Below are 21,563 nucleotides of genomic sequence, written 5' to 3'. Positions count from 1 at the left end.
GGGGCGGTCCCGGACCGCCGGGTCACTTGACGGCGGGCACCGCCGTGTCGTTGCGCATCGCCTCGAAGACCGCCTTCGACTTCTCCGGGTCCCACTTCACGGCGGACTCGCCGGTCGGCGTGCGGTAGTCGGCGTTGCCGATCGGGACGGTGATGGTCTGGCCGGCGCCGCCGGTGACGCCCTTCATCGCGAGGAACATCGAACCGAGGTCGGTCAGCCCGGCGTCGTCGTCGACGATCACGGTGTCCAGCCCGGCCGAGACCAGCGGGTAGAAGGTGAACGGGTTCAGCAGGGTGGTCGGCGAGGCTGCCTGCTTGGCCAGCGCGCCGAGGAACTTCTGCTGGTTGCGCATCCGGCCGAGGTCCTGGTCGGCCATCTGGTGGCGCTGGCGGACGAACGCCAGGGCCTGCTTGCCGCTCAGGGTCTGGGTGCCGGCCTGCAGGTCGAGGCCGGAGTCCTTGTCCTTGATCGGCTGGTCGATGGTCATCTCGACGCCGCCGACCGCGTCCACCAGGCCGACGAAGCCGGAGAAGCCGATCTCCGCGTAGTGGTCGATCCGCAGGTTCATGTTGGTCTCGACGGTCTGCACCAGCAGCCGCCCGCCGCCGGCCGCGAAGGCCGCGTTGATCTTGCGGGTGGCGGCGGGCACGGTCTTCCCGCTGCCCGCGGTGTCCTGGTGGGCCGGTATCTGCACCCAGGAGTCGCGCGGGATCGACATCAGGGTGTTCCCGTGGTCGCCGATGTGCAGGATCATCATCGAGTCGCTGCGCTTGCCCTCGGCCGAACCGGTGTGCAGGTCCTGCTCGTCCGCGCTGGTCAGCCCGGCCCGGCTGTCCGAGCCGACGATCAGCCAGTTGGTGCCCTTGCCCGCCGCCGGGCGCCCCGGGTAGTCGGCCAGCACGTTCTCGTGGTGCAGCTTGCCGTCCGCCCAGAAGTAGGTGCCGATCATGGTCACCAGCAGCGCCAGCACCAGGCCGAGCACCGAGTAGCCGACCACCTTCTTCCGCGACCGCCGCGGCCGCGCCCCGGGCACCCCCGGCCGCGCCGCCCCCGGCCCGGGCCGCTGCCCGTCGCCGCCGTCACCGCCGCCGCCGTACGGGGGCTGACCGCCGCCGTACGGGGGCTGACCGGGCGGCTGACCGCCGCCGTTGCCGTATGGCGGCTGCCCCCCGCCGCCGTTGCCGTACGGCGGCTGACCGCCGCCGGGGTGGGCCGGACGGGAGAGCGGGACCCCCGTGCCGCGCGGGTTCAACTCCGGGGGGAGCGGCGGTTCGGCCGCCGTCCCGCCCTGGCCCCGCGCCGCGTCGCCCCGCCCGTATGCGCCGCCCCCCGGGCGCTCCTGCCACGTGTTCATGGGGGAAGGATGCCCGAACCGGGGGCCGGGCAGTGGTCCCGGAGCCCCCCGCGGGCCCCTTGTGGCCGTTTTGATGCAGGGCGCGGACCGTTCGCGGCAGTGTTCACCAGGCGGTCGTGGCCTTGACCCGCGGAAAGCGGCCGTGTTTGCATGACGGTATGGAGCAGCGCCAGGTCCTCACCCGTCGGCGGCACGTCGACCACGGTCGGGTGTCCTGCTCGCTGTGTCGCGGCTGACCACTACCGCCGCGCACATCTCACCCCTTCGGCGAACCGCGCCCCGCCGTCCTCTCCGCCGCCCCTTCCCGGCCGCGCCCTGCCCCGCGCCGCCGTACGCCCCGAGGTGACTCCATGGCCGTGATCCTGTCCGTCTCCGGTTCCCCGTCCGCGACCTCCCGCACCACCCGGCTGCTGCGCCACGTCGACCGCCGGCTCGTCTCGCACGGGCACGAGGTGCGCACGCTGGACGTCCGCACGCTGCCCGCCGCCGCGCTGCTCGCCGCCGACACCTCGGATCCCGAGATAACCCGCGCCGTCGAACTGTTCGCGCAGGCCGACGGCGTGGTGATCGGCACCCCGATCTACAAGGCCGCGTACTCGGGCCTGCTGAAGGCCCTGCTCGACCTGCTGCCGCAGTACGCGCTGCGCGGCAAGACGGTGCTCCCGCTGGCCACCGGCGGCTCCACCGCGCACGTGCTGGCGGTGGACTACGCGCTGCGGCCGGTGCTCAACTCGATGGGCGCCGGGCACATCACCCAGGGCTGGTTCGTGCTGGACCGGCACATCGGGGTGCGCGAGGACGGCGGCACCGAACTGGAGCACGAGACCGAGGTGCTGCTGACCCCGGTGGTCGACGGGTTCGCCGCCGCGCTCGCCCCCCGGGCGGAACTCGCCACCACCGGCTGACCGTTCGTCGACGAAGGCGTCCCGTCCGGGGCCCGGACCCTCAGACCGCCCCGCGGTCACCCCTAGGGGAGAGGGTCCGGGCCCCGGACGCATTCCCGGGCCGGGGCTCCCCCCGGTGGAGGACGACCGGCCCCCGCACCCGCTCCTACCGTGGTGCCATCCCCGCAGCACCAGCATCCATGGTGGTGCCAGCCCCACCCCGAAGACGGATGCCTGCTGGATTCCGCGCCGGGCGGGGCACCCGGAAGGCTGGGGGACGACGGTCGACCCCACGACGAGGAGCACGCAGTGACCACGGCAGCCAGCCCCGCCCACCTCTCACCGCAGCCGGAGCGGGGCGCCGACGCCGCCCGGGCCCGACAGGTCACCAAGGCGTACGGCGCGGGCGAGACCCGGGTCACCGCGCTCGACGCCGTCGACGTCGACATCGAACGCGGCCGCTTCACCGCCATCATGGGCCCGTCCGGCTCCGGCAAGTCCACCCTGATGCACTGCCTCGCCGGGCTGGACACCGTCTCCGAGGGCCGGATCTGGATCGGCGAGACCGAGGTCACCGGCCTGAAGGACAAGCAGCTCACCAAGCTCCGCCGGGACAAGATCGGCTTCATCTTCCAGGCGTTCAACCTGCTCCCCACCCTCAGCGCGGTGGAGAACATCACGCTGCCGATGGACATCGCGGGCCGCAAGCCCGACCAGGCCTGGCTGCAGCAGGTGATCGACACCGTCGGCCTGTCCGGCCGGCTCAAGCACCGCCCCGGCCAGCTCTCCGGCGGCCAGCAGCAGCGCGTCGCGGTGGCCCGCGCGCTGGCCGCCCGGCCCGAGATCATCTTCGGCGACGAGCCCACCGGCAACCTCGACTCCCGCTCCGGCGCCGAGGTGCTCGGCTTCCTGCGCCGCTCGGTCGACGAACTCGGCCAGACCATCGTGATGGTGACGCACGACCCGGTCGCCGCCGGCCACGCCGACCGGGTGCTGTTCCTCGCCGACGGCCGGATCGTCGACGAGATGCACAACCCGACCGCCGACTCCGTCCTGACCCGCATGCGCCGCTTCGACGGCAAGCGCACCAGCTGAAGGACGGGGAACCACCGCCATGCTGCTCAAGACCTCGCTGCGGAGCTTCTTCGCCCACAAGTGGCGCCTGCTGCTCTCCCTGCTCGCCGTGGTGCTCTCGGTCGCCTTCGTGTCCGGCACCCTGGTCTTCTACAACACCGCCACCAGCACCTTCGACAAGCTCTTCGCCTCCACCGCCTCCGACCTCTCGGTCTCCAAGGCCAAGGACGGCATCACCGACCGCGGCGGCCCCGCCGAGATCCCCACCGTCCCGGCCGGGACGGTGGCGAAGGTCGCCGCCGAGCCCGGCGTCAAGGCCGCCATCGGCCAGGTCATGACCTCCACCGCGACGCTGGTCGACCCCGCCACCAACAAGGTGATCGGCCCGACCACCGGCGCCCCCACGCTCACCGGCAACTGGACGGACGGCCCGCGCAACTCCGTCGACATCACCTCCGGCCACGCCCCGCAGGGCGCCGACCAGGTCGTGCTGGACGCCGACACGGCGAAGAAGGCCAAGCTCGGCCTCGGCGCCAAGGTCCGGGTCATCACCGACGCCAACCACGACTTCACCATCGCGGGCATCGCCACCTTCCGCACCACCAACCCCGGCGCCGCCCTCGTCTTCATGGACACCCCCACCGCCCAGCAGGTGCTGCTCGGCACCGGGGCCTACACCTCGGTCGAGGTGTTCGGCGACGGCACCCGCACCGACGAGCAGCTGAAGGCCGCCGCGCTGGCCGACCTCGGCGGCGGCTTCCAGGCCAGGACCGCCGACGAGCAGCAGCAGGAGAACGCCTCCGACGTCGGCTCCTTCCTCGACTTCATGAAGTACGCGATGCTCGGCTTCGCGGTCCTCGCGGCCGGCGTCGGCGGCTTCCTGATCGTCAACACCTTCTCCATGCTGGTCACCCAGCGCACCCGCGAGATCGGCCTGCTGCGCGCCATCGGCGGCAGCCGCTCCCAGGTCAACCGCTCGGTGCTGACCGAGGGCCTGATCCTCGGCGTGCTCGGCTCCACCCTCGGCCTCGGCGCCGGCCTCGGCCTCGCGCTCGGCATGATCCAGCTGATGCGGGCCGCCGGGATGAACCTGGACGCCTCACTGGACGTCACCTGGACGGTGCCGGCCGCCGCCTACGCGGTCGGCGTGCTGGTCACGCTGCTCGCCGCGTTCATCCCGGCCCGCCGCGCCTCCCGGATCACCCCGATGGCCGCGCTGCTCGACCACGCCGCCCCGGTCGAGCCCCGGGCCAACCGGATCCGCACGGTCCTCGGCGCGCTGGCCACCGCGCTCGGCGCCGCCGCCCTGGTGCTCGCCGCCCGCTCCACCGGCTCCTCCGGCGGCGCGCTGATCGGCCTCGGCGTGCTCGCCACCCTGGTCGGCGCCGTGGTGCTCGGCCCGCTGCTGGTCTCCGGCCTGCTCGGCCTGCTCGGCGGCCTGCTGCCCGCCCTGTTCGGCCCGGCCGGCCGGCTCGCCCAGCGGAACGTGACCCGCAACCCGCGGCGCACCGGCTCCACCGCCGCCGCCCTGATGATCGGCCTCGCCGTGGTCGTCGGCGCCTCCGTGATCACCTCCTCGATGGTGACCTCGGCCGGCGCCCAGATCGACAAGTCCGTCGGCGCGGACTACATCGTCGGCGGCGGCAACGGATCCATCGCCCAGGCCGCGGTCGACGCGGTCGCCCGCACCAAGGGCGTCGACCACGTCACCCGGCAGAAGGAGGTCCCCGCCGACCTCACCACCCCCGACGGCGCCCGCACCGAGAGCCAACTGATCGCCGCCGACCCGAGCTTCGCCCGGGACTTCCGCCTCCCGCTCGCCGCCGGCACCGCCGAGGGCGTCTTCACCGGCGGCGTCTCGGTCGACCAGAAGTTCGCCGACGCGCACCACCTCAAGGTCGGCGACCCGATCACCGCCGACTACGGCGACGGCCGCACCCAGACCCTCCCGGTCGCCGCCGTCCTGAAGACCGGCAACCAGCTGTTCGACGGCAACTTCTTCACCGCCATCGACACCGTCTCCACCGGCCTCGGCGGCCACCTGCCCGGAGACCGGGTGCTGTTCGCCGGCGCCGCGGCCGGCGCCGACAAGGCAACGGTCCTCGCCGACCTGCAGAAGACCCTGGAGGCGTACCCGCAGCTGATGGTCAAGGACCAGGCCGGCTACAAGGACATGATCAGGTCCCAGGTCGACAAGCTGCTCGCCATGGTCTACGGCCTGCTCGGCCTGACGATCGTGGTCGCCGTCCTCGGCGTGGTCAACACCCTGGCCCTGTCCGTCGTCGAGCGCACCCGGGAGATCGGCCTGCTGCGCGCCATCGGCCTCTCCCGCCGCCAACTGCGCCGGGTGGTCCGGCTGGAGTCCGTGGTCATCGCCCTCTTCGGCGCCGTCCTCGGCACCGGCCTCGGCCTCGCCTGGGGCGTCACCGCCCGCTCGGTGCTCGCCACCCAGGGCCTCAGCACCCTGTCCGTCCCCACCGGCACCGTCGCCGCCGTCCTGGTCGGCTCGGTCCTGATCGGCCTGATCGCCGCCCTCGTCCCGGCCTTCCGCGCCGCCCGGATGAACGTCCTGGCCGCCATCGCCACCGACTAGCCGGACCGACCACCGGCACCCGGCCACCCCGGCCCGCTCAGGCCGGGCAGCCGATCTCGCTGCCGCTCTCCGCCCCCGCCACCGCCGACGGACCCGCCGACGGTGCCGGGGGCGCGGCCACTGCCCGGCCCTCGACGGACGCCGAAGCTGACGCCGACGCCGACGCCGACGCCGGAGCCGGGGGCGAGGCCGGCGCCGACGCCTCGGCCGAAGGCGCCCGGTACGCGCTGCCCACCACCACCTGGAAGGTCGCTCCCAGCCCGGGGACGGGCTCCAGCCCGGCGTCCGGCAGAGCGGCCACCAGGGTCTTCAACGACTCGTCCCAGCGCGGGTCGTAGCGGATCACCGTCCGGGCGGCCGTCCCGCCGCCGGGGGCGTTGGAGGGCGTGCCGGTGGTGGCGAAACCGGCCCTGCGCAGCTCCGCGTCGGCCCGGAAGCCCAGGCCCTGGACGCCCGCCCCGTTGAGCACCTGCACCCGCACCTCGCCCGGCGGAACCGTTCCGGCGGCCGACGACCCGCTCGGCGCGGCCGGGGTCGAGGGGGTGGAGGAGGCGGCCGCGGCCCCGGTGAGCGGGCGCCCGGCCCGGACCGCCTCGAACAGCGCCGCCGCGCGCTCCTCGTCCCACAGCACGGTCGACCCCCACCCCGCGACCGGGTGGTCGACCTCGGCCAGCGGCACCGTGACGAAGTCCGCGTTCGCCGCCGACAGGTCCTTCAACCGGCCCGCGAACTCCAGCAGTTCGGCATTGCCCAGCCCCTTGTCCACCTTCACCGAGCGCAGCACGGTGTCCAGCACCCCGGTCAGCTTCGCCGGGTCGAGCAGGGTGTCCCCGGCGGACGCCCGGTGCAGCAGCTGCGCCAGGAACCGCTGCTGCCGGTGCATCCGCCCCAGGTCGGAGGAGCCGTCCACGTGCCGGGCCCGGACGTACCGCAGCGCCCCCGCGCCGTCCAGCCGGCTGGTGCCGGCCGGCAGGTCCAGGCCGGAGTACTCGTCCTTCAGCGGCTTGGGGCTGCACACCTCGACGCCGCCCAGGGCGTCCACCGTGGAGACGAAGGCCAGGAAGTTCACCTCGACGTAGTGGTCGATCCGCAGCCCGGTGTTCTGCTCGACGGTGCGCACCGCCAGCGGCGCCCCGCCCATCCCGTACGCCGCGTTGATCTTGCCCTTGCCGGCCGGCACCGGCCGCCCGGTGGCGAGGTCCTGGTGGGCGGGGATGTCCACGTACGAGTCGCGCGGGACGGAGACCACGGTGGCCCGGCCGCGGTCGGCGGACAGCTGCACGACCATCATGGTGTCGGTGCAGTGGCAGGACTCGCCGCCCGCGTGCAGCACGTCCTTCAGGGTGGACTCCGGGATGCCCGCGCGCTCGTCGGTGCCGACCACCAGGAAGGTCGCGGCGCCGTCGTCGGACGGCCGGTCCGGCCCGCCGCCGATCGCGTCCACCCGGCCGATCGAGGAGCCGATCCCGTCCAGCAGCGCCCACCCGCCGCAGGAGGTCGCCAGCACCGCGAAGGACAGCGTCCCCGCCGCCCAGCGGCCCCACCGCCGGCGGCCCGGCCGACGCGGCCTCGACGGTGCGGACGGGCGTGCGGACGGGCGCTGGCGGTGCATCCTCCGCATGGTAGGCGGGCCGGTCGGGCCCGCTCCGACGGCGCGCCGGACGCGCCCGCACCCCGCCCGCCGGCCCCGGAGCGCGCCGCCGCGCCCGGGCCCGGTGAACACCGGGGCCGCCGTGCACCGGCCGGCCCGCTCGGCCCGGCCGGCGCCCCCGCGGCCTGACGGACCGCCAGCGGCGGTCCTTCGAACGGCCGGACGGGGGCCGCCCGCCCGCGCTAGGGTCGCGCCATGACGAGCAGCGCCCCCAGGATCGAGGCCACCGCCGACGTCGATCCGCGTGCCGTGATCGGCCCCGGCAGTACCGTCTGGCACCTCGCCCAGGTCCGCGAGGACGCCGAGATCGGCGCCGAGTGCATCATCGGCCGCGGCGCCTACGTCGGCCCCGGCGTGAAGCTCGGCGACCGGGTCAAACTCCAGAACCACGCCCTGGTGTACGAGCCGGCCGTGCTGGAGGACGGCGTCTTCGTCGGCCCGGCCGCGGTCCTCACCAACGACCTCTACCCGCGCTCGGTCGACCCGGACGGCAAGCTCAAGCGCGGCGACGACTGGCACGCCCGCGGCGTCACCCTCCGCGAGGGCTGCTCGGTCGGCGGCCGCGCCGTCCTGGTGGCGGGCGTCACCGTCGGCCGCTGGGCGCTGATCGCGGCCGGCGCCGTCGTCCACCGCGACGTCCCCGACTACGCGCTGGTGGCCGGCGTCCCCGCCCGCCGGATCAAGTGGGTCGGCCGGGCCGGCGAACCCCTCGCCCCCACCGCCCCGGGCCGCTGGCGCTGCCCCCGCACCGGCGAGACCTACACCGAGACCGGCCCCGACACCCTCGTCCCGGACGCCTAGGCCCGACCGCCGACGGGGCTACTTCGCCTTCGACGCGCAGACGTTGGTGTCGTCCGCCTGCACCCGCTGGATGTCCTTCGGGGCTTCGGTCGGCGCCGCCGACGGCGTGCTGCCCGCGGTGGTGAAGTCCTTGCCGAGCACCACCACGACGCCGTCCTTCGCGCCGAGCCGGCTGCTCGCCTCGGCCGCCGTCTCGGGCAGGCCGAGGGCCGCGGCCACCGCCTTCGCCTCGTCCGCGTGCCCGGCCGGGTAGGTGACCGCACTGGTGGCGGCCGGGTCCGCGTTGTTGCCCGCGACGGCCAGCGCGAAGCCCTTCGCCTGCAGTGCGTCGGCGGCCTTGCCGGCCAGCTTGGCGGTCCCGCTGCCGTTGCGCACGGTGACCTTCACCCCGGCCGCGTCGACCTTGGGCGCGGCGGGCGCGGCCGGAGCCGCCGCCGCGGTGGTGGCGGGCGCGGCGGAGGGCGCGGCGCTCGGCTCGGGGACGTCGGTCAGCGAGCGGTCCGCGGCGATCATCGCGAACAGCTGCTGGGCGTCGTTCGGCTTGAGCACCAGCCGGTTGCTGTCCTTGGGGTCGTCGATCACCGGCACCGTGGTGAAGGTGATGTTCTTGGTGTCGACCCGGGAGATGTCGAGCGCCAGGTCCTTCAGCTTGCTGACGCTGCCGATCCCGTCGTCGACGGTCAGCGCCTTGGTCGCCGCGTCCGCCAGGTCCCACAGCTTGGTGGGGCTGGTCAGGGTGTCGCTGCTCTTCATCTTGCGGATCATCGAGGAGATGAACTGCTGCTGCAGCGGGATCCGGGTCAGGTCGCCGCCCAGGCCCACCGCGTGCCGGGTGCGGACGAAGGCCAGCGCCTCCTCGCCCTGCACCACGTGCCGTCCCGCGGTCATCTTCAGGTGCGAGTACGGGTCGTTGATGTTGGTCGCCGCGCACACCTCGACGCCGCCGACCGCGGTCGACAGGGTCTTCACGGCCTCGAAGTTGACCATCATGAAGTGGTTGATCCGGACGCCGGTCAGCTTCTCGACGGTCTTCCAGGTGCAGCCGGGGTCGCGCCCGTCCTGCCCGAGGCTGGTGTTGAACATCGTCCGGGCCTCGCCGGGGATGCTCTTGCCGTTGGTCTTGCACTCCGGGATCGACACCATCAGGTCGCGCGGGATCGACAGCACCGTCGCGTTCGAACGGTCCTTGGAGATGTGGAACAGCAGCGTGGTGTCCGCGTGCCCGGCCGAGCCCTCGTCGCCGTACTCCCGGCCGAGGCCGACCCGGCTGTCGGTGCCGATCACCAGGATGTTCAGCGCGTCGGTCGCCTGCGGGCGCTCGGACTCGTCGCCGACCTCGACCTTCACCGACGAGATGTTGCTGTTGAAGTGCTGGTAGACGTAGTACGCGCCGCCGCAGCCGGCGACCAGCACCAGGCCCAGCGTGCCCGCGGTCCACTTCAGCGCCCGCCGGCCGCGGGTGGAGCGGCCCCGGCGCCGCGCGGCCCGGCCCCCGGGCACCGCGCTCGCCCCGCGTCCGCGCCCGCGCCCGCCGTCGGCCTTCCCGGCCTCCGCCGAGGCCGAGGACGAGCCCGAGGCCGGAGCCGGGGCCCGGCGGCGCGCGGCCTGCGGGCGCGCCGGGGCCGCGCCGGGCCGCTCGGCGGAGTCGTGCCGGCCCGCGTCCAGATCGAGCCGGAACTCGCCGGTCGCCGGGTCGAGGACCCACTGGTCGGCGGGGTCGACGCCCGGCGGGGTCGAGTCCGCCGAGTCGCCCCGGTGCCGGTGTCCGCTGTTCATCCCGGACACCCTAGACGAGCCTGACGGCCAAACCCGCCACGATGTGATACCCGTCACCCGGCCGGGAGGCCGGAGCGGGCGGGAAACGGCGACGGCGCGCCCCGCCCGGACGGTTCCGCCGGGCGGGGCGCGCCGTCGCGCTCCACTGCCATCAGCCCAGGACTACCCGCCCGGGAGGGGTCGGGCCGTCAACCCAGGCGCAGAGTCACCCGTTCGGAGTCGATCCGGCTCTGCCACTGGTCCTCCGTCAACTGCCCGGAGTTCCGGCACAGCACGACCGAGGCGCCGGCCGCCAGCGGTGCCAGCAGGCCCGCCTCCAGGCCCGCCCAGTCGTCGAAGGACAGCGTGGACAGCACCCGGCTGCCGCTGTCCAGGCCCAGCCGGGCCGCGCCCTCCCGGGCCAGCGCGACCGTCTGCTCGCCGGTCAGCTTCAGCGGCAGTCCGTCGACCAGCGTCTCCAGTGCCACGGCCTGCGGGTCCACCGGCGAGTACGGGGCGAACCGGTCGCCCTGCCCGGGGACCTCCGCCGCGTAGTCCAGGAACCCGTCCGGCCGCTGCGGGAACCGGCCGCCCAGCGGGCGCAGCGCCAGCGCCACCCGCTCGCCCGGGCACTCCTGCGCGGACGCCAGGCCGTCCGGCCCGGAGACCACCAGGTCGGCGTCCTTCGGCTCGCCCCCGGGGACGGCGGCCACGCCCACCGACCAGCAGGCCAGCAGCCACACCGCGCTCTGCCAGTGGGCCGGCAGCAGCAGCGCCGCCCGGTCGTCGGGCGAGGCGTTCAACTCGTCCTGCAGCAGGTTGGCCGTCTTCGCCACCCAGTTGTCGAAGGTCTTCGCCGACAGCTCCACCCGTTCCCCGGTCGAGTCGTCGTAGAAGGTCACCAACGGGCGGGACGGGTCGGCGGCGGACCCCGGGCGCAGGAAGGCCTGCAGCAGCTCGGCGGGGGTGTGGGCGTCGGCAGCGAAAGGCGCAGTCATGGTGCGTCCCAGCCTACGTCCTGCCCCCCGTCGGACGGGAGGGTGCCCGCCCGGTCCGGTCGCCGTGCCGCGTTACGCTCGGCGCTGCCCCCGCACCCCACTTCCAGACCTCCAGCCCGAGGAGCGGCCGATGCCCGCCCAGACCCGGCAGTGGCGGCCCGGCCACCCCCTGGACCTCGGCCGCACGCTCTTCCCGCTCCAGCGCGGCGCCGGCGACCCGGCCTTCCGGCGCACCCCGGACGGGGCCGTCTGGCGCGCCTCCCGCACCCCCGACGGCCCGGGCACGCTGCGGATCCTCCAGCGCGCCGACGGGATCGATGCCACCGGCTGGGGCCCGGGCGGCGGCTGGCTGCTCGAACAGCTCCCCGCGCTGCTCGGCGCGGACGACGACCCGGCCGGCCTGGTGCTGCCGCCCGGGCCGCTGCGCGAGGCCCAACGCTCGTTCCCGGGGCTGCGGTTGACCCGGACCGGTCTGGTGATGGAGTCCCTCGTCCCGGCCGTCCTGGAGCAGAAGGTCACCACCATGGAGGCGTACCGGGCCTGGCGCGCCCTGCTCCGCGACCACGGCACCCCCGCCCCCGGCCCGGCCGCCGACCTGGGCATGCGGGTCGCGCCCTCCGCCCGGGAGTGGACGCTCGTCCCCAGCTGGGCCTGGCACCGGGCCGGGGTCGACCCCAAGCGCTCCGCCACCGTCCTGCGCGCCGTCCGGCTCGCCGCCCGCCTCGAACAGGCGGCCGCGCTGCCCCCGGCCGAGGCGTTCGCCCGCCTCACCGCCGTCCCCGGCATCGGCCCCTGGACCGCCGCCGAGACCCTGCAGCGCAGCAACGGCGACCCGGACGCCGTCTCGGTCGGCGACTTCCACCTCCCGAACACCGTCGGCTGGGCCCTGGCCGGCCGCCCCCGCAGCGACGACGCCCAGATGCTCGCCCTGCTGGAGCCCTACCGCCCGCACCGGCACCGGCTCTGCCGCCTGCTGCCGCTGGCCGGCGCCCGCGCCCCGAAGTACGGCCCCCGCCTGGCGCCCGCCGACCACCGCGGGCGGTAGGCGGCTTCCGCCGGAGGCGGCCTAGCGCCAATACCGGTGATTTAGGTTGATTTCCGGCGGGTTGGGCTGGTCTTGGTCGGCCCGACAAGCCGGACGGTGGGGGCCGCGGGTGGGGGTGGGCTGTAGTGCTCGGCTCGTTTGAGTGCCCAGTTCGACATCTTGCGTTTGACGACGCGGGGATTGGAACGTGACCGCCTTGCGGGCAGCAGCCGTTCGGTGATCTCACGCAGGCTCTGAGTGAGTGCCCGGGCCAGTCGGGAGGGGGGAAAGGGCCGCCTGCCCGGTGACGTGGCGGCGGACGACTCGAAGGGTGCGGGCGAAGGAGATCCGGTCGGGATCGTGCCCGCCTCGCATGGCGGCCTGGTGCATCAGGTCGCGCAGGGCGTGGTGGACGAGCAGGAACGCGAAGATCTCCTGCTCGACTCCGCGCGGGTGCTGGGAACGCAGCACGAGCCCGGGTGCGCCCTGGTGGTTCTTGAGCTCGTCGAGGGTGTTCTCGATCTCCCACCTCTGGGCGTAGAGGGCGGCGAGCTCGCCCGCCGGGGCGTCGGCCGGGTCAAGGATGCTGGTGATCAGCCGGTAGACGGTGCCGTCGCCACCGCGCGAGCCGATCGTGTACTCGATGACCCGCACCCGCTCCGGGTCCTCCCGCCGGTTCCTGTCGCGGGCGGCGACGATCTCGGACAGGTAGGAGCCGTCGTGGAGCGGGGCAATGACCGGCAGCACGGCGACGCTCCTGACCCGCCACAGCAGGTCGGCCCCGCCGGCCCGGGCGGACCGCCACAGGTCCAGGCCGCAAAAGCCCCGGTCGGCGAGCACGAGCATGTCCTCGGCCAGGGCGGGGAACAGCCGCTCGGCCAGGGCGGTCTCGTGGACGGACAGCGAGGCGACTTCCGCTGCGAAGATCGCGTGGGTGCCGCATTCGGCCAGCGCCGCGACTCTCGCTTGCGGATAGGCGCTTCGGCCCTGCCCTCGGCTGGTGCCGGGCCGTCCGAAGAACTCGGCGTTCGCCGCCGTGTCCGGCAGATCGAACGTCGTGCCGTCCACCGCGACCAGCCGCCACCGCCGGTACCAGGCGCCCTGCGTATGCTCGGCCGCCACCGGCCGGCAGACCCGGGCGAACAGGGCCCGTAGCGGCTCCGGGCCCAGCCGCAGGCGGGCCCGTCCGATCGCCGCCGTCGTCGGCACCCGCCAACCGTTCGCCCAGCGGCTCTCCCGCTCCAGCCCCTGGACGAGAAGCCGGGCCACCTCCTCGTATCCCTGGCCGAAGAAGAGGCACATCGCCAGGACGAAGTAGACCACCACCCGAGCGGGCAGCAGTCGACTCCGCTGCTCGGTCCGACCGCACGCGGCAACGACCTCGTCGATCAACTCCGGCGGATAGGCGCGCGTCAGCACCCCCAACGCGATCCGATCCGAGAACCGGTCACCCACCGACGACTTCAGCTGTCCAGGCCTTGGCATACCCAGCCCAACGACCCAACTGGACCAAAGTCACCGGTATTGGGCCTAGCGCACCGTCAGGAAGTCGTCCGCCGGGCGCGGCTGACGGTCTCTCGGTTGTTCGGCCGCCCGCCCCACGGCGACCGCGCCCATCGGGTCCCAGTCGGCCGGCAGCTCCAGCGCCTCCCGCACGGTGTCGCGGCAGAACATCGTCGAGGAGACCCACGCCGACCCGTACCCCTCGCCGCCGAGGGTGACCAGCAGGTTCTGCACGGCGGCGCCGACCGCGACCACGAACATCTCCCGTTCGGCGGCGGCCCGCCGCGGGTCGGGGTAGGCGTGCGAGCCGTCCGCGACCAGGCAGGGGACGACCAGGTAGGGCGCGCCGCGCAGCACCTCGCCGCGGGCGGTGCGCCGGGCGATCCGCTCCTCGCTCCAGCCGTCGAGTTCGCGCAGGTCGCGCTGCCAGGCGGCGAGCATCGCGTCGAGCAGCCGGGTGCGGGCCCCGGCCGTTTCGAGCAGGACGAACCGCCAGGGCGTGGTGTGGTGCGGGGCGGGGGCGGTGATCGCGGCGGCGACGGCCCGGCGCACCGCGTCGCCGTCGACGGGTTCGTCGGTGAAGGCGCGGACCGTCCGCCGGAGGGTGACGGCCTCGCGGACCGCCTCGGAGGTGCCGAGCCGGAACATGTCCTGCCCGGGGGCGCGGACCAGGGCGCGGGCGCCGTCGCCGTCCGCCGGGGTGACCAGGTGGCCGAGGCCGCGGACGACGGCGACCGGGGTGCCGGTGGCCTTGCCCTTCACCAGGTCGGCGGCGGCGGCGAGTTCGTCGGCGGTGGCGGTGACGGTGAGCCGCAGCTCGTTGCCGTGGCTGTCGACCCGGCCGCGGTGGTCCTCCAGCGCGGGCAGTCCGGCGGCGCCGATCGCGACGTCGGTCAGGCCCTCGCGCCAGGGCCGGCCGAAGGTGTCGGTGACCAGCACGGCCAGCCGGCGCCCGGTCAACTCCTGGAGCCGGGCCCGCAGTTCGCGCGCCGACCGGTCGGGGTCGACCGGCAGCAGCAGGACCGTCCCGGGGGCGGTGTTGGACGCGTCGACGCCGGCCGCGGCCATCACCAGGCCGTTGCGGTTCTCGACGATCCGGGCCCGGCCGCGCCGGGCGACCACCCGGACGGTCTCGGCGTCGATCGCGGCCTCCCGGTCGTCCGCCCGGACCAGCCGGCCCTCGGCCTTGGAGACCACCTTGGAGGTGACCACCAGGATGTCGCCGTCCTCGAACGCGCCCGCCCTGGCGATCAGTGCGGCCAGGTCGTCGCCGGCCGCGACCTCGGGCAGCCCGGGGACCGGCAGCACCGAGAGCGCCGACGGCCCGGCGCCCCCGGTCACGCGGAGACCTCGGCGGCCAGCGCCAGCGCGGCCCGGGCCATCTCGGCGGTGGCCTCGACCGAGCTCATCAGCAGCGGGACGGCCCGGCAGGCGATCCCGGCCGCCTCGACCTCGTCGACCGCGGCGGCGTCCGAGGAGTCCACCAGCCAGCCGTCCAGCAGCCCGCCGTCCCGGCGCGAGCCGTAGTGCCGGGCGACGGCCGCCGCGCCGGTCTCCACGCCGACGGCGGCCAGCACCCGGTCGGCCATCCCGCGGACCGGGGCGCCGCCGACGATGGGGGAGAGGCCGACCACCGGGGCGGCCGCGGCGGCGACCGCCGCCCGGATGCCGGGGACGGTCAGGATGGTGCCGATCGAGACCACCGGGTTCGACGGCGGCAGCAGCACCAGGTCGGCCTCGGCGATCGCCTCCAGCACCCCGGGCGCGGGCTTCGCGTCCTCGGCGCCGACCGAGACGATCGCCTCGGCCTCCACGGCCGCGTGCAGCCGCACCCAGTACTCCTGGAAGTGCACCACCCGCGACCCGTCCGCGTCGGTGATCCGGACGTGCGTCTCGACCCGGTCGTCGCTCATCGGCAGCAGCCGGACGCCGGGCTGCCAGCGGTCGCACAGCGCCTCGGTGACGGCGGACAGCGGGTAGCCGGCGGCCAGCATCCGGGTCCGCACGATGTGGGTCGCGAAGTCCCGGTCGCCGAGCCCGAACCAGTCGGGCCCGACGCCGTACGCCTTCAGCTCCTCCTTGATCGACCAGGTCTCGTCGGCCCGGCCCCAGCCCTGCTCCTCGTGGATGCCGCCGCCGAGGGTGTACATCACGGTGTCCAGGTCGGGGCAGACCTTCAGGCCGTGCAGGTGGATGTCGTCCCCGGTGTTCCCGATCACGGTGATCCGGTCCTCGGGCCCGAGGGCCGCCCGCAGCCCGCGCAGGAACCTGGCTCCGCCGATCCCGCCCGCCAACGCAGTGATTCGCATGGCCTCATCCTGCCAGCGCGTCAGCGCACCCGGTGACGCTCCGGGGTGGCGGCGGCGGCCTGCTGCTCGGTCGGGTACTGGTTCATCTCGACCAGGCCCGGCGTGTACAGGTGGATCGAGACGGCGGGCTCCAGCGAGGCGTTGACCATCTCGTGCAGGTAGCCGGTGGAGAACACCCGCAGCCCGCCGGGGGCCAGGGCGCGCGAGCCCTCGCCGCCCGCCGTCAGCGAGCGCTCGCTGAGCTCCCCCTGGACGACGGTCATCACGCCGGAGGACCGGCCGTGGTCGTGGAAGCCGCTGGACTGGCCGGGCAGCCAGCTGAGCAGCCAGACCTCGTAGCCGGGGCCGGTCTCCAGCCGGGCGTACCAGCGGGTCAGCGCGTCGTAGCGGACCAGCGGCTCCCAGCGGGCCCGGTCGGCGGCGATCTCGCGGACCAGCCGGGCGTAGCCGCCGAGCGAGGTCGGGTGCGCGGGCAGGTCGGTGCGGGCCAGGTGCGGGAAGGCCATCGGGTCGCCCGCGATGGACACGTCGCTCAGGCCGTCGGCCCAGCGGGGCGCGGGCGCGGGCGCGATGGCGGTGGCGGTGCTCGTGGTGACGGTGGCGGTGGCTGGCAGGCGCTTGCGGTCGCGGTCGCGCTTGCGGAGGCGGGGCATTCGCACGGTGACGTCCTCGGGATTCGGCTGCGGATGGGATCAGCCGGGGCCGCGAGAACGTTCAGGGGGGACTGTCGCGCGGTCGGCCTCTGTTCCGGGGCGGCGCGCGGTGGGACGCGTGCGCCTAGATACAGCGGAGACAGCGGCGACAACACGAGGAGTTCGCGGCAGCGCCGAGGAGCGCCTGGCGGCGCCGGTCGGCGGAGGTGGCCGGGAACTCTGACATGCGGCCAAGCAGACCGCAACCGACCCTCCAGTGTCAAGGCGGACCGACGGACATTCGGGTCACATCAGCTCCGAACCACCGGATGGGGTGATAAGCACCCATTAAGGTTTCGAATCGGAAGCCCCCGGGAAGGGAGGCCCTGAGATCGCTCCAGTGCGGCCCGGTGGCACCCCGGTCGCGAGTGGCAGGGCGGCCTGATGGCTGGTCAAGGACCCGGCGTGATGTCCTGGTTGTCCGGATATGTACACTATTCGTAGTGGCTTGGTTCCGGGGAGTGAATCCTCGGCCCAATACCAGAGCTCGGCTTGACTGGGCCAGAGTGACGCAACTGTAATTTCTCTCGTGTCGTTCCGCCGCACCGGCAACGGCAACACCACGGGGACGCCAAGAGGGGCAGAGGAGGCGCGCCAGTATGAGCGAGCTCTTTGAGCTGTTGATCGGTGAGGGCATCGAGGAAGACGAAGAGGAACTCGGCTGGCAGGAGCGCGCGTTGTGCGCCCAGACCGACCCCGAGTCCTTCTTCCCCGAGAAGGGCGGCTCCACCCGGGAGGCCAAGAAGGTCTGCCTGGCGTGCGAGGTCCGGGCCGAGTGCCTGGAGTACGCCCTCGCCAACGACGAGCGGTTCGGCATCTGGGGAGGTCTCTCCGAGCGGGAGCGCCGCCGCCTGAAGAAGAGCGCGGTCTGAACCCGCGGTCCGAACCCTCCGCAACGGCGGGCCCGTACCGGCGCCTCACCGAACAGGTGGGGCGCTTTCGCGTTCCCGCCGCCCGCCGGACGCGATACCCGCTGCACCGTCTTTTCACACCCACCGGGGGCGATCGCGCCACCCGGAGCCGTTAGTGTGGTGCGTCATCTGCCGTCAAACCCGAACCGGTGGTCCGCGCACCCGATGACTGTCTACAGCCACCAGAGCGGCTTCTCCGCTGCCAGGCCGCCCGCCTACCCGCGCCACTTGGTCACCGCGGTGATCGTCTCGCACGACGGCGCCCGCTGGCTGCCGCAGGCACTCGCCGGACTGCTCGGCCAGGACCGGCAGGTCCAGCGCATCCTCGCCGTGGACACCGGCTCCACCGACAACTCCCCGCAGCTGCTCGCCGACACCCTCGGCGACTGGCTCCCCGAGAGCGGCCCGCAGATCCTCGGCCGCCGGGTCGGCTTCGGCCGCGCCGTCGGCGAAGCCGTCCTCAACAGCCCCCCGCTGCGCCCCGAGGACCTCTCCTACAGCCTCGACCCGTCCGGCTACGACCCGGTCACCGGCGGCTGGGACGACTTCGGCGACCCGCTCGGCGGCGAGGACGAACTCGGCCGCGGCGGCCCGCGCGAGACCCAGCCGGTCGAGTGGCTCTGGCTGCTGCACGACGACTGCGAACCGCAGACCGACGCCCTGCGCCGGCTGCTCCAGGTCGCCGACTCCACCCCGACCGCCGCCGTGGTCGGCCCCAAGCTCCGCTCCTGGTACGACCGCAGGCAGCTGCTCGAAGTCGGCGTCAGCATCGCCCGCTCCGGCCGCCGCTGGACCGGCCTCGACCGCCGCGAGCAGGACCAGGGCCAGCACGACCAGGTCCGCCCGGTGCTCGCCGTCTCCACCGCCGGCATGCTGGTCCGCCGCGACGTCTTCGAGGAACTCGGCGGCTTCGACAAGGCGTTGCCGCTGATGCGGGACGACACCGACTTCTGCTGGCGGGTCAACGCGGCCGGCCACCGCGTCGTGGTCGCCCCCGACGCCGTGCTCCGGCACGCCGAGGCCGCCAGCCGCGAGCGCCGCGCCATCGACTGCGCCCCCGCCCACCCGCACCGGGTCGACAAGGCCGGCGCCGTCTACACCCTGCTGGCCAACTCCAAGGGCCTGCTCTTCCCGTACGTCCTGCTCCGGCTGGTCCTCGGCACCCTGTTCCGGGTCGTCGTCAACCTGGTCGGCAAGGACCCCCGGCAGGCGTACGACGAGATCGCCGGCCTCGGCCACGAACTGCTCCGGCTGCCACGGCTGATGGCCTCCCGGGCGCGCCGCCGCAAGAGCCGCTCGGTCGACTCGCTGGACGACCGCACGCTCTTCCCGGCCCCCGGCGCCACCGTCCGGCTCGCCGTCGAGAACATGGTCGGCTCGCTCGGGATCGGCGGCAGCGACGACGCCGGCGCCGGCCGGCACGGCTCGGTCGAGTCCGGGCCCGGCGACGACGACACCGACGACCTGGTGGTCGAGCAGTTCGCGCTGCTCAAGAAGCTGGTCCGGCGCCCGGCCCCGGTGCTGTTCGCCGCGCTGCTGCTGTTCGCGCTGATCGCCTGCCGCGACCTGATCGGCTCCGGCTACCTCCAGGGCGGCGCCCTGCTGCCCGCCTCGGACGGCGCGGCCGGCCTGTGGAACATGTACGCCGCGCCCTGGCACGCCGTCGGCACCGGCTCCACCGCCACCGCCCCGCCCTACCTCGCCGTGCTGTCGGTGCTCTCCTGGGCGCTGTTCGACCACGCCGACCTCGCGCTCACCCTGCTCGTGGTGCTCTCGGTGCCGCTCGCCGCGGTCAGCGCCTACCTGGTCTCCCGGCCGCTGATCGCCTCCAAGGCCGTCCGCGCCTGGGCCAGCGCCACCTACGCGATGCTGCCCGCCGCCACCGGCGCGCTCGCCCAGGGCCGGATCGGCACCGCGGTGCTCGCCGTGCTGCTGCCCCCGCTGGCCCGCGCCGCCGCGATCACCGCCGGCCTCGGCATCCGCAAGGAGACCGCCGCCAAGGGCGCCCGCCCCGGCTGGCGCTCCGCCTGGATGACGGTGCTGATGCTCACCGTCATCACCGCCTTCGTCCCGCTGGTCTGGGCGATCGCCGTCCCGCTCTGCCTGGCCGCGCTGGTCCACGCGGTGCTCCGCGGCGGCGCGTTCGGCTCCGGCGCGCAGGCCGTGCGGCTGCTCGGCCTGCGCGTCGCGGTGATCCTCGGGGTGCCCGTCCTGGTGCTCGCCCCCTGGTCGCTGCAGGTGCTGGCGAACCCGTCCCGGCTGCTGCTGGAGGCCGGCGTCCCCGGCTTCAACGGCCCGGCCGCCGACCCGCTCGGCCTGGTCCTGGTCAACCCCGGCGGCGCCGGCACGCCCCCCGTCTGGCTCTCCGCCGGCGTGGTGCTGGCCGCGCTCGCCGCGCTGCTGCGCGCCGACCGGCGCCGCGCCGTGCTGGCCGCCTGGGGCGCCGCCGCGGCCGGCCTGGTGTTCTCCGTTGTGGTGGCCGGCACCGCCGTCACCCCCGCCTCCGGCGGCGCCGAGACCGCCGCCTGGGCCGGCCCGGCCACCCTGCTGGCCGGCGTCGCGCTGCTGGCCGCCGCCGCGATCGGCGCCGACGGCGCCAACACCCGGGTCTCCGGCATCGCCTTCGGCTGGCGCCAGCCGGTCGCCGCGCTGGTGCTCGCCGCCGCCGTGCTGGCCCCCGTCGGCACCGCCGTCTGGTGGGCGGTCAGCGGCGCCGACGGCCCGCTGCGGCGCGGCAGCGACGCCCAGGTCCCGGCGTTCATCGCCGAGTCCGGCAACACCACCGACCGCTCCCGCACCCTGATCGTCACCGGCGACGCCAAGGGCGCCTCGGTCCGGTACGCGCTGGTGCGCGGCGCCGGTCTGACCACCGGCCAGGCCGAGGGCACGGTGGACGCCGCCGCCGACGGCGAGCTGGCCGAGCTCACCGCCAAGCTGCTGGCCGGCTCCGGCGGCGACCTGGCCCGCACCCTGGCCGGGTACGGCATCACCTACGTCCAGGTGAAGGACCCGGTGGTCGCCGAGGTCCGCGACGTGCTCGACACCACGCCCGGCGTCGTCCGGCGCAGCCTCGACAACGGCGTCGGCCTCTGGCAGGTCAACAGCGTCCCCGGCACCCGGGCGCAGATCACCAGCCCCGGCACCGTCCCGGTGGTCGTCCCCGCCGGGCAGCACGACATCTGGACCACGATCCCGGCCGGCCCGGCCGACCGGCGGCTGCGGCTCGCCGAACGGGCCGACGGCGGCTGGCAGGCCACCCTGAACGGCAAGCCGCTCACCCCGGTCACCGTGGACGGCTGGGCCCAGGGCTTCACCCTCCCCGCCGAGGGCGGCCGGCTCGACGTCACCCGCACCGGCGGCCTCGTCCACACCGCCTGGGCCTGGGGCCGGCTCGCGCTCGGCGTGGTCGTCCTGATCCTGGCGCTGCCCGGACGCCGCAACACCAACGACGACGACATCCCCGAGGAGGTCGTCGCCGCCCAGGCGCTGGCCGTCCAGGCCCAGGCCCAGGCGCCCGCCCCCGGCAGCCGCCGGGCCCGCCGCCTCGCCGAACGCGGCGAGGGCGACGACCCGCAGGCCGAACCCGGCGTCTACACCCCCGGCATCCCGGCCCAGCCCGCCGGCGAACCCGAGCCCGCCGCGGCCTACCAGCCCGACCCCGAGCCCTTCGCCGACCCGTACCAGGCCCAGGCCGACCCCTACCAGGCCGACCCGTACCAGCAGCAGGGCTACCAGGGCGACGGCTACGGCTACGACTACGCCCGGCAGCAGCCGGTCGGCGCGCCCCCGCAGGGCGACGGCTACGACCAGTACGGCCAGCAGCAGTACGGCTACGAGGCCCAGCCCGCCCAGGGCTGGACCGACCCGTACGCCGCCGGCTACCCGCAGCAGCACCAGCAGCAGGACGGCCGGCAGCAGCCCTGGCTGCCCGAGCAGCAGCAGCCCACCACCTACTACGACCCCAACGACCCCTACGGCGGCGGCCAACCGCAGCGGCCCGGGACGGGGAGCTGA

At 74.7% G+C, this 21,563-nt stretch carries 15 protein-coding genes; 7 read left to right on the top strand and 8 right to left on the bottom strand.

What is annotated here, in order from left to right:
- Positions 1 to 22 precede the first annotated feature (22 nt).
- Positions 23 to 997: an LCP family protein gene (locus tag KSE_RS14580; RefSeq protein ID WP_231873170.1), complete on the bottom strand. Its 975-nt coding sequence runs from the start codon at positions 995 to 997 to the stop codon at positions 23 to 25.
- Positions 998 to 1,704: 707 nt separating this feature from the next.
- On the opposite strand from KSE_RS14580, the gene ssuE reads away from it, so the two are divergent.
- The 3 genes from ssuE to KSE_RS14565 all read left to right on the top strand — a co-directional run bounded on the left by ssuE (position 1,705) and on the right by KSE_RS14565 (position 5,905).
- The gene (gene ssuE / locus KSE_RS14575; RefSeq protein ID WP_014136077.1) at positions 1,705 to 2,259 is read left to right on the top strand and encodes an NADPH-dependent FMN reductase; all 555 of its coding nucleotides are present in this window, start codon (positions 1,705 to 1,707) and stop codon (positions 2,257 to 2,259) included.
- Positions 2,260 to 2,547: 288 nt separating this feature from the next.
- A complete protein-coding gene (locus KSE_RS14570) occupies positions 2,548 to 3,333 on the top strand; it encodes an ABC transporter ATP-binding protein (protein ID WP_014136076.1) in 786 nt (261 codons plus the stop codon).
- A gap of 19 nt (positions 3,334 to 3,352) precedes the next feature.
- A complete protein-coding gene (locus tag KSE_RS14565; protein ID WP_014136075.1) occupies positions 3,353 to 5,905 on the top strand; it encodes an FtsX-like permease family protein in 2,553 nt (850 codons plus the stop codon).
- A gap of 37 nt (positions 5,906 to 5,942) precedes the next feature.
- Here KSE_RS14565 and KSE_RS14560 read toward each other — a convergent pair whose 3' ends face one another.
- The gene (locus KSE_RS14560; RefSeq protein WP_014136074.1) at positions 5,943 to 7,517 is read right to left on the bottom strand and encodes an LCP family protein; all 1,575 of its coding nucleotides are present in this window, start codon (positions 7,515 to 7,517) and stop codon (positions 5,943 to 5,945) included.
- A 234-nt stretch (positions 7,518 to 7,751) separates the two neighbouring features.
- Here KSE_RS14560 and KSE_RS14555 point away from each other — a divergent pair, with 234 nt between their 5' ends.
- Positions 7,752 to 8,357: an acyltransferase gene (locus tag KSE_RS14555; RefSeq protein WP_014136073.1), complete on the top strand. Its 606-nt coding sequence runs from the start codon at positions 7,752 to 7,754 to the stop codon at positions 8,355 to 8,357.
- An 18-nt stretch (positions 8,358 to 8,375) separates the two neighbouring features.
- On the opposite strand, the gene KSE_RS14550 is transcribed toward KSE_RS14555, so the two are convergent.
- Positions 8,376 to 10,133, bottom strand: coding sequence for an LCP family protein (locus KSE_RS14550; RefSeq protein WP_014136072.1), 1,758 nt, complete (start codon positions 10,131 to 10,133; stop codon positions 8,376 to 8,378).
- Between the two features lie 188 nt (positions 10,134 to 10,321).
- Entirely contained in the window at positions 10,322 to 11,110 is a 789-nt protein-coding gene (locus KSE_RS14545; RefSeq protein ID WP_014136071.1) for a TIGR03089 family protein, read from the bottom strand.
- Positions 11,111 to 11,240: 130 nt separating this feature from the next.
- Between KSE_RS14545 and KSE_RS14540 the strand changes: the two genes are divergently transcribed.
- Complete coding sequence (locus tag KSE_RS14540) at positions 11,241 to 12,155, top strand: DNA-3-methyladenine glycosylase family protein (protein ID WP_014136070.1); 915 nt, start codon at positions 11,241 to 11,243, stop codon at positions 12,153 to 12,155.
- A gap of 222 nt (positions 12,156 to 12,377) precedes the next feature.
- On the opposite strand, the gene KSE_RS14535 is transcribed toward KSE_RS14540, so the two are convergent.
- Genes KSE_RS14535 through KSE_RS14520 form a run of 4 tightly spaced genes read right to left on the bottom strand, consistent with a single transcriptional unit; the run spans position 12,378 to position 16,452 of the window.
- Positions 12,378 to 13,619 carry an IS4 family transposase gene (locus KSE_RS14535; protein WP_014133439.1) on the bottom strand — a complete coding sequence of 414 codons (1,242 nt, stop codon included), beginning with the start codon at positions 13,617 to 13,619 and terminating at the stop codon, positions 12,378 to 12,380.
- Positions 13,620 to 13,664: 45 nt separating this feature from the next.
- Positions 13,665 to 14,978, bottom strand: a complete 1,314-nt coding sequence (locus KSE_RS14530; protein WP_014136069.1) for a coenzyme F420-0:L-glutamate ligase — start codon at positions 14,976 to 14,978, stop codon at positions 13,665 to 13,667.
- Positions 14,975 to 15,946 (bottom strand): 2-phospho-L-lactate transferase, encoded by a 972-nt coding sequence (gene cofD / locus KSE_RS14525; protein WP_014136068.1) that lies wholly within the window; start codon positions 15,944 to 15,946, stop codon positions 14,975 to 14,977. The genes KSE_RS14530 and cofD overlap by 4 nt, the downstream gene beginning before the upstream one ends.
- Positions 15,947 to 15,966: 20 nt before the next feature.
- Positions 15,967 to 16,452, bottom strand: coding sequence for a cysteine dioxygenase (locus KSE_RS14520; protein ID WP_033260179.1), 486 nt, complete (start codon positions 16,450 to 16,452; stop codon positions 15,967 to 15,969).
- A 785-nt stretch (positions 16,453 to 17,237) separates the two neighbouring features.
- On the opposite strand from KSE_RS14520, the gene KSE_RS14515 reads away from it, so the two are divergent.
- A complete protein-coding gene (locus KSE_RS14515) occupies positions 17,238 to 17,510 on the top strand; it encodes a WhiB family transcriptional regulator (protein ID WP_014136066.1) in 273 nt (90 codons plus the stop codon).
- Positions 17,511 to 17,714: 204 nt separating this feature from the next.
- Complete coding sequence (locus KSE_RS14510; protein WP_033260175.1) at positions 17,715 to 21,563, top strand: glycosyltransferase family 2 protein; 3,849 nt, start codon at positions 17,715 to 17,717, stop codon at positions 21,561 to 21,563.

The sequence above is a fragment of the Kitasatospora setae KM-6054 genome (assembly GCF_000269985.1).
Classification (GTDB): domain Bacteria; phylum Actinomycetota; class Actinomycetes; order Streptomycetales; family Streptomycetaceae; genus Kitasatospora; species Kitasatospora setae.
The sequence above is the reverse complement of the archived record's forward strand: the minus strand, read 5'-3'. Positions and strand labels throughout refer to the sequence as shown.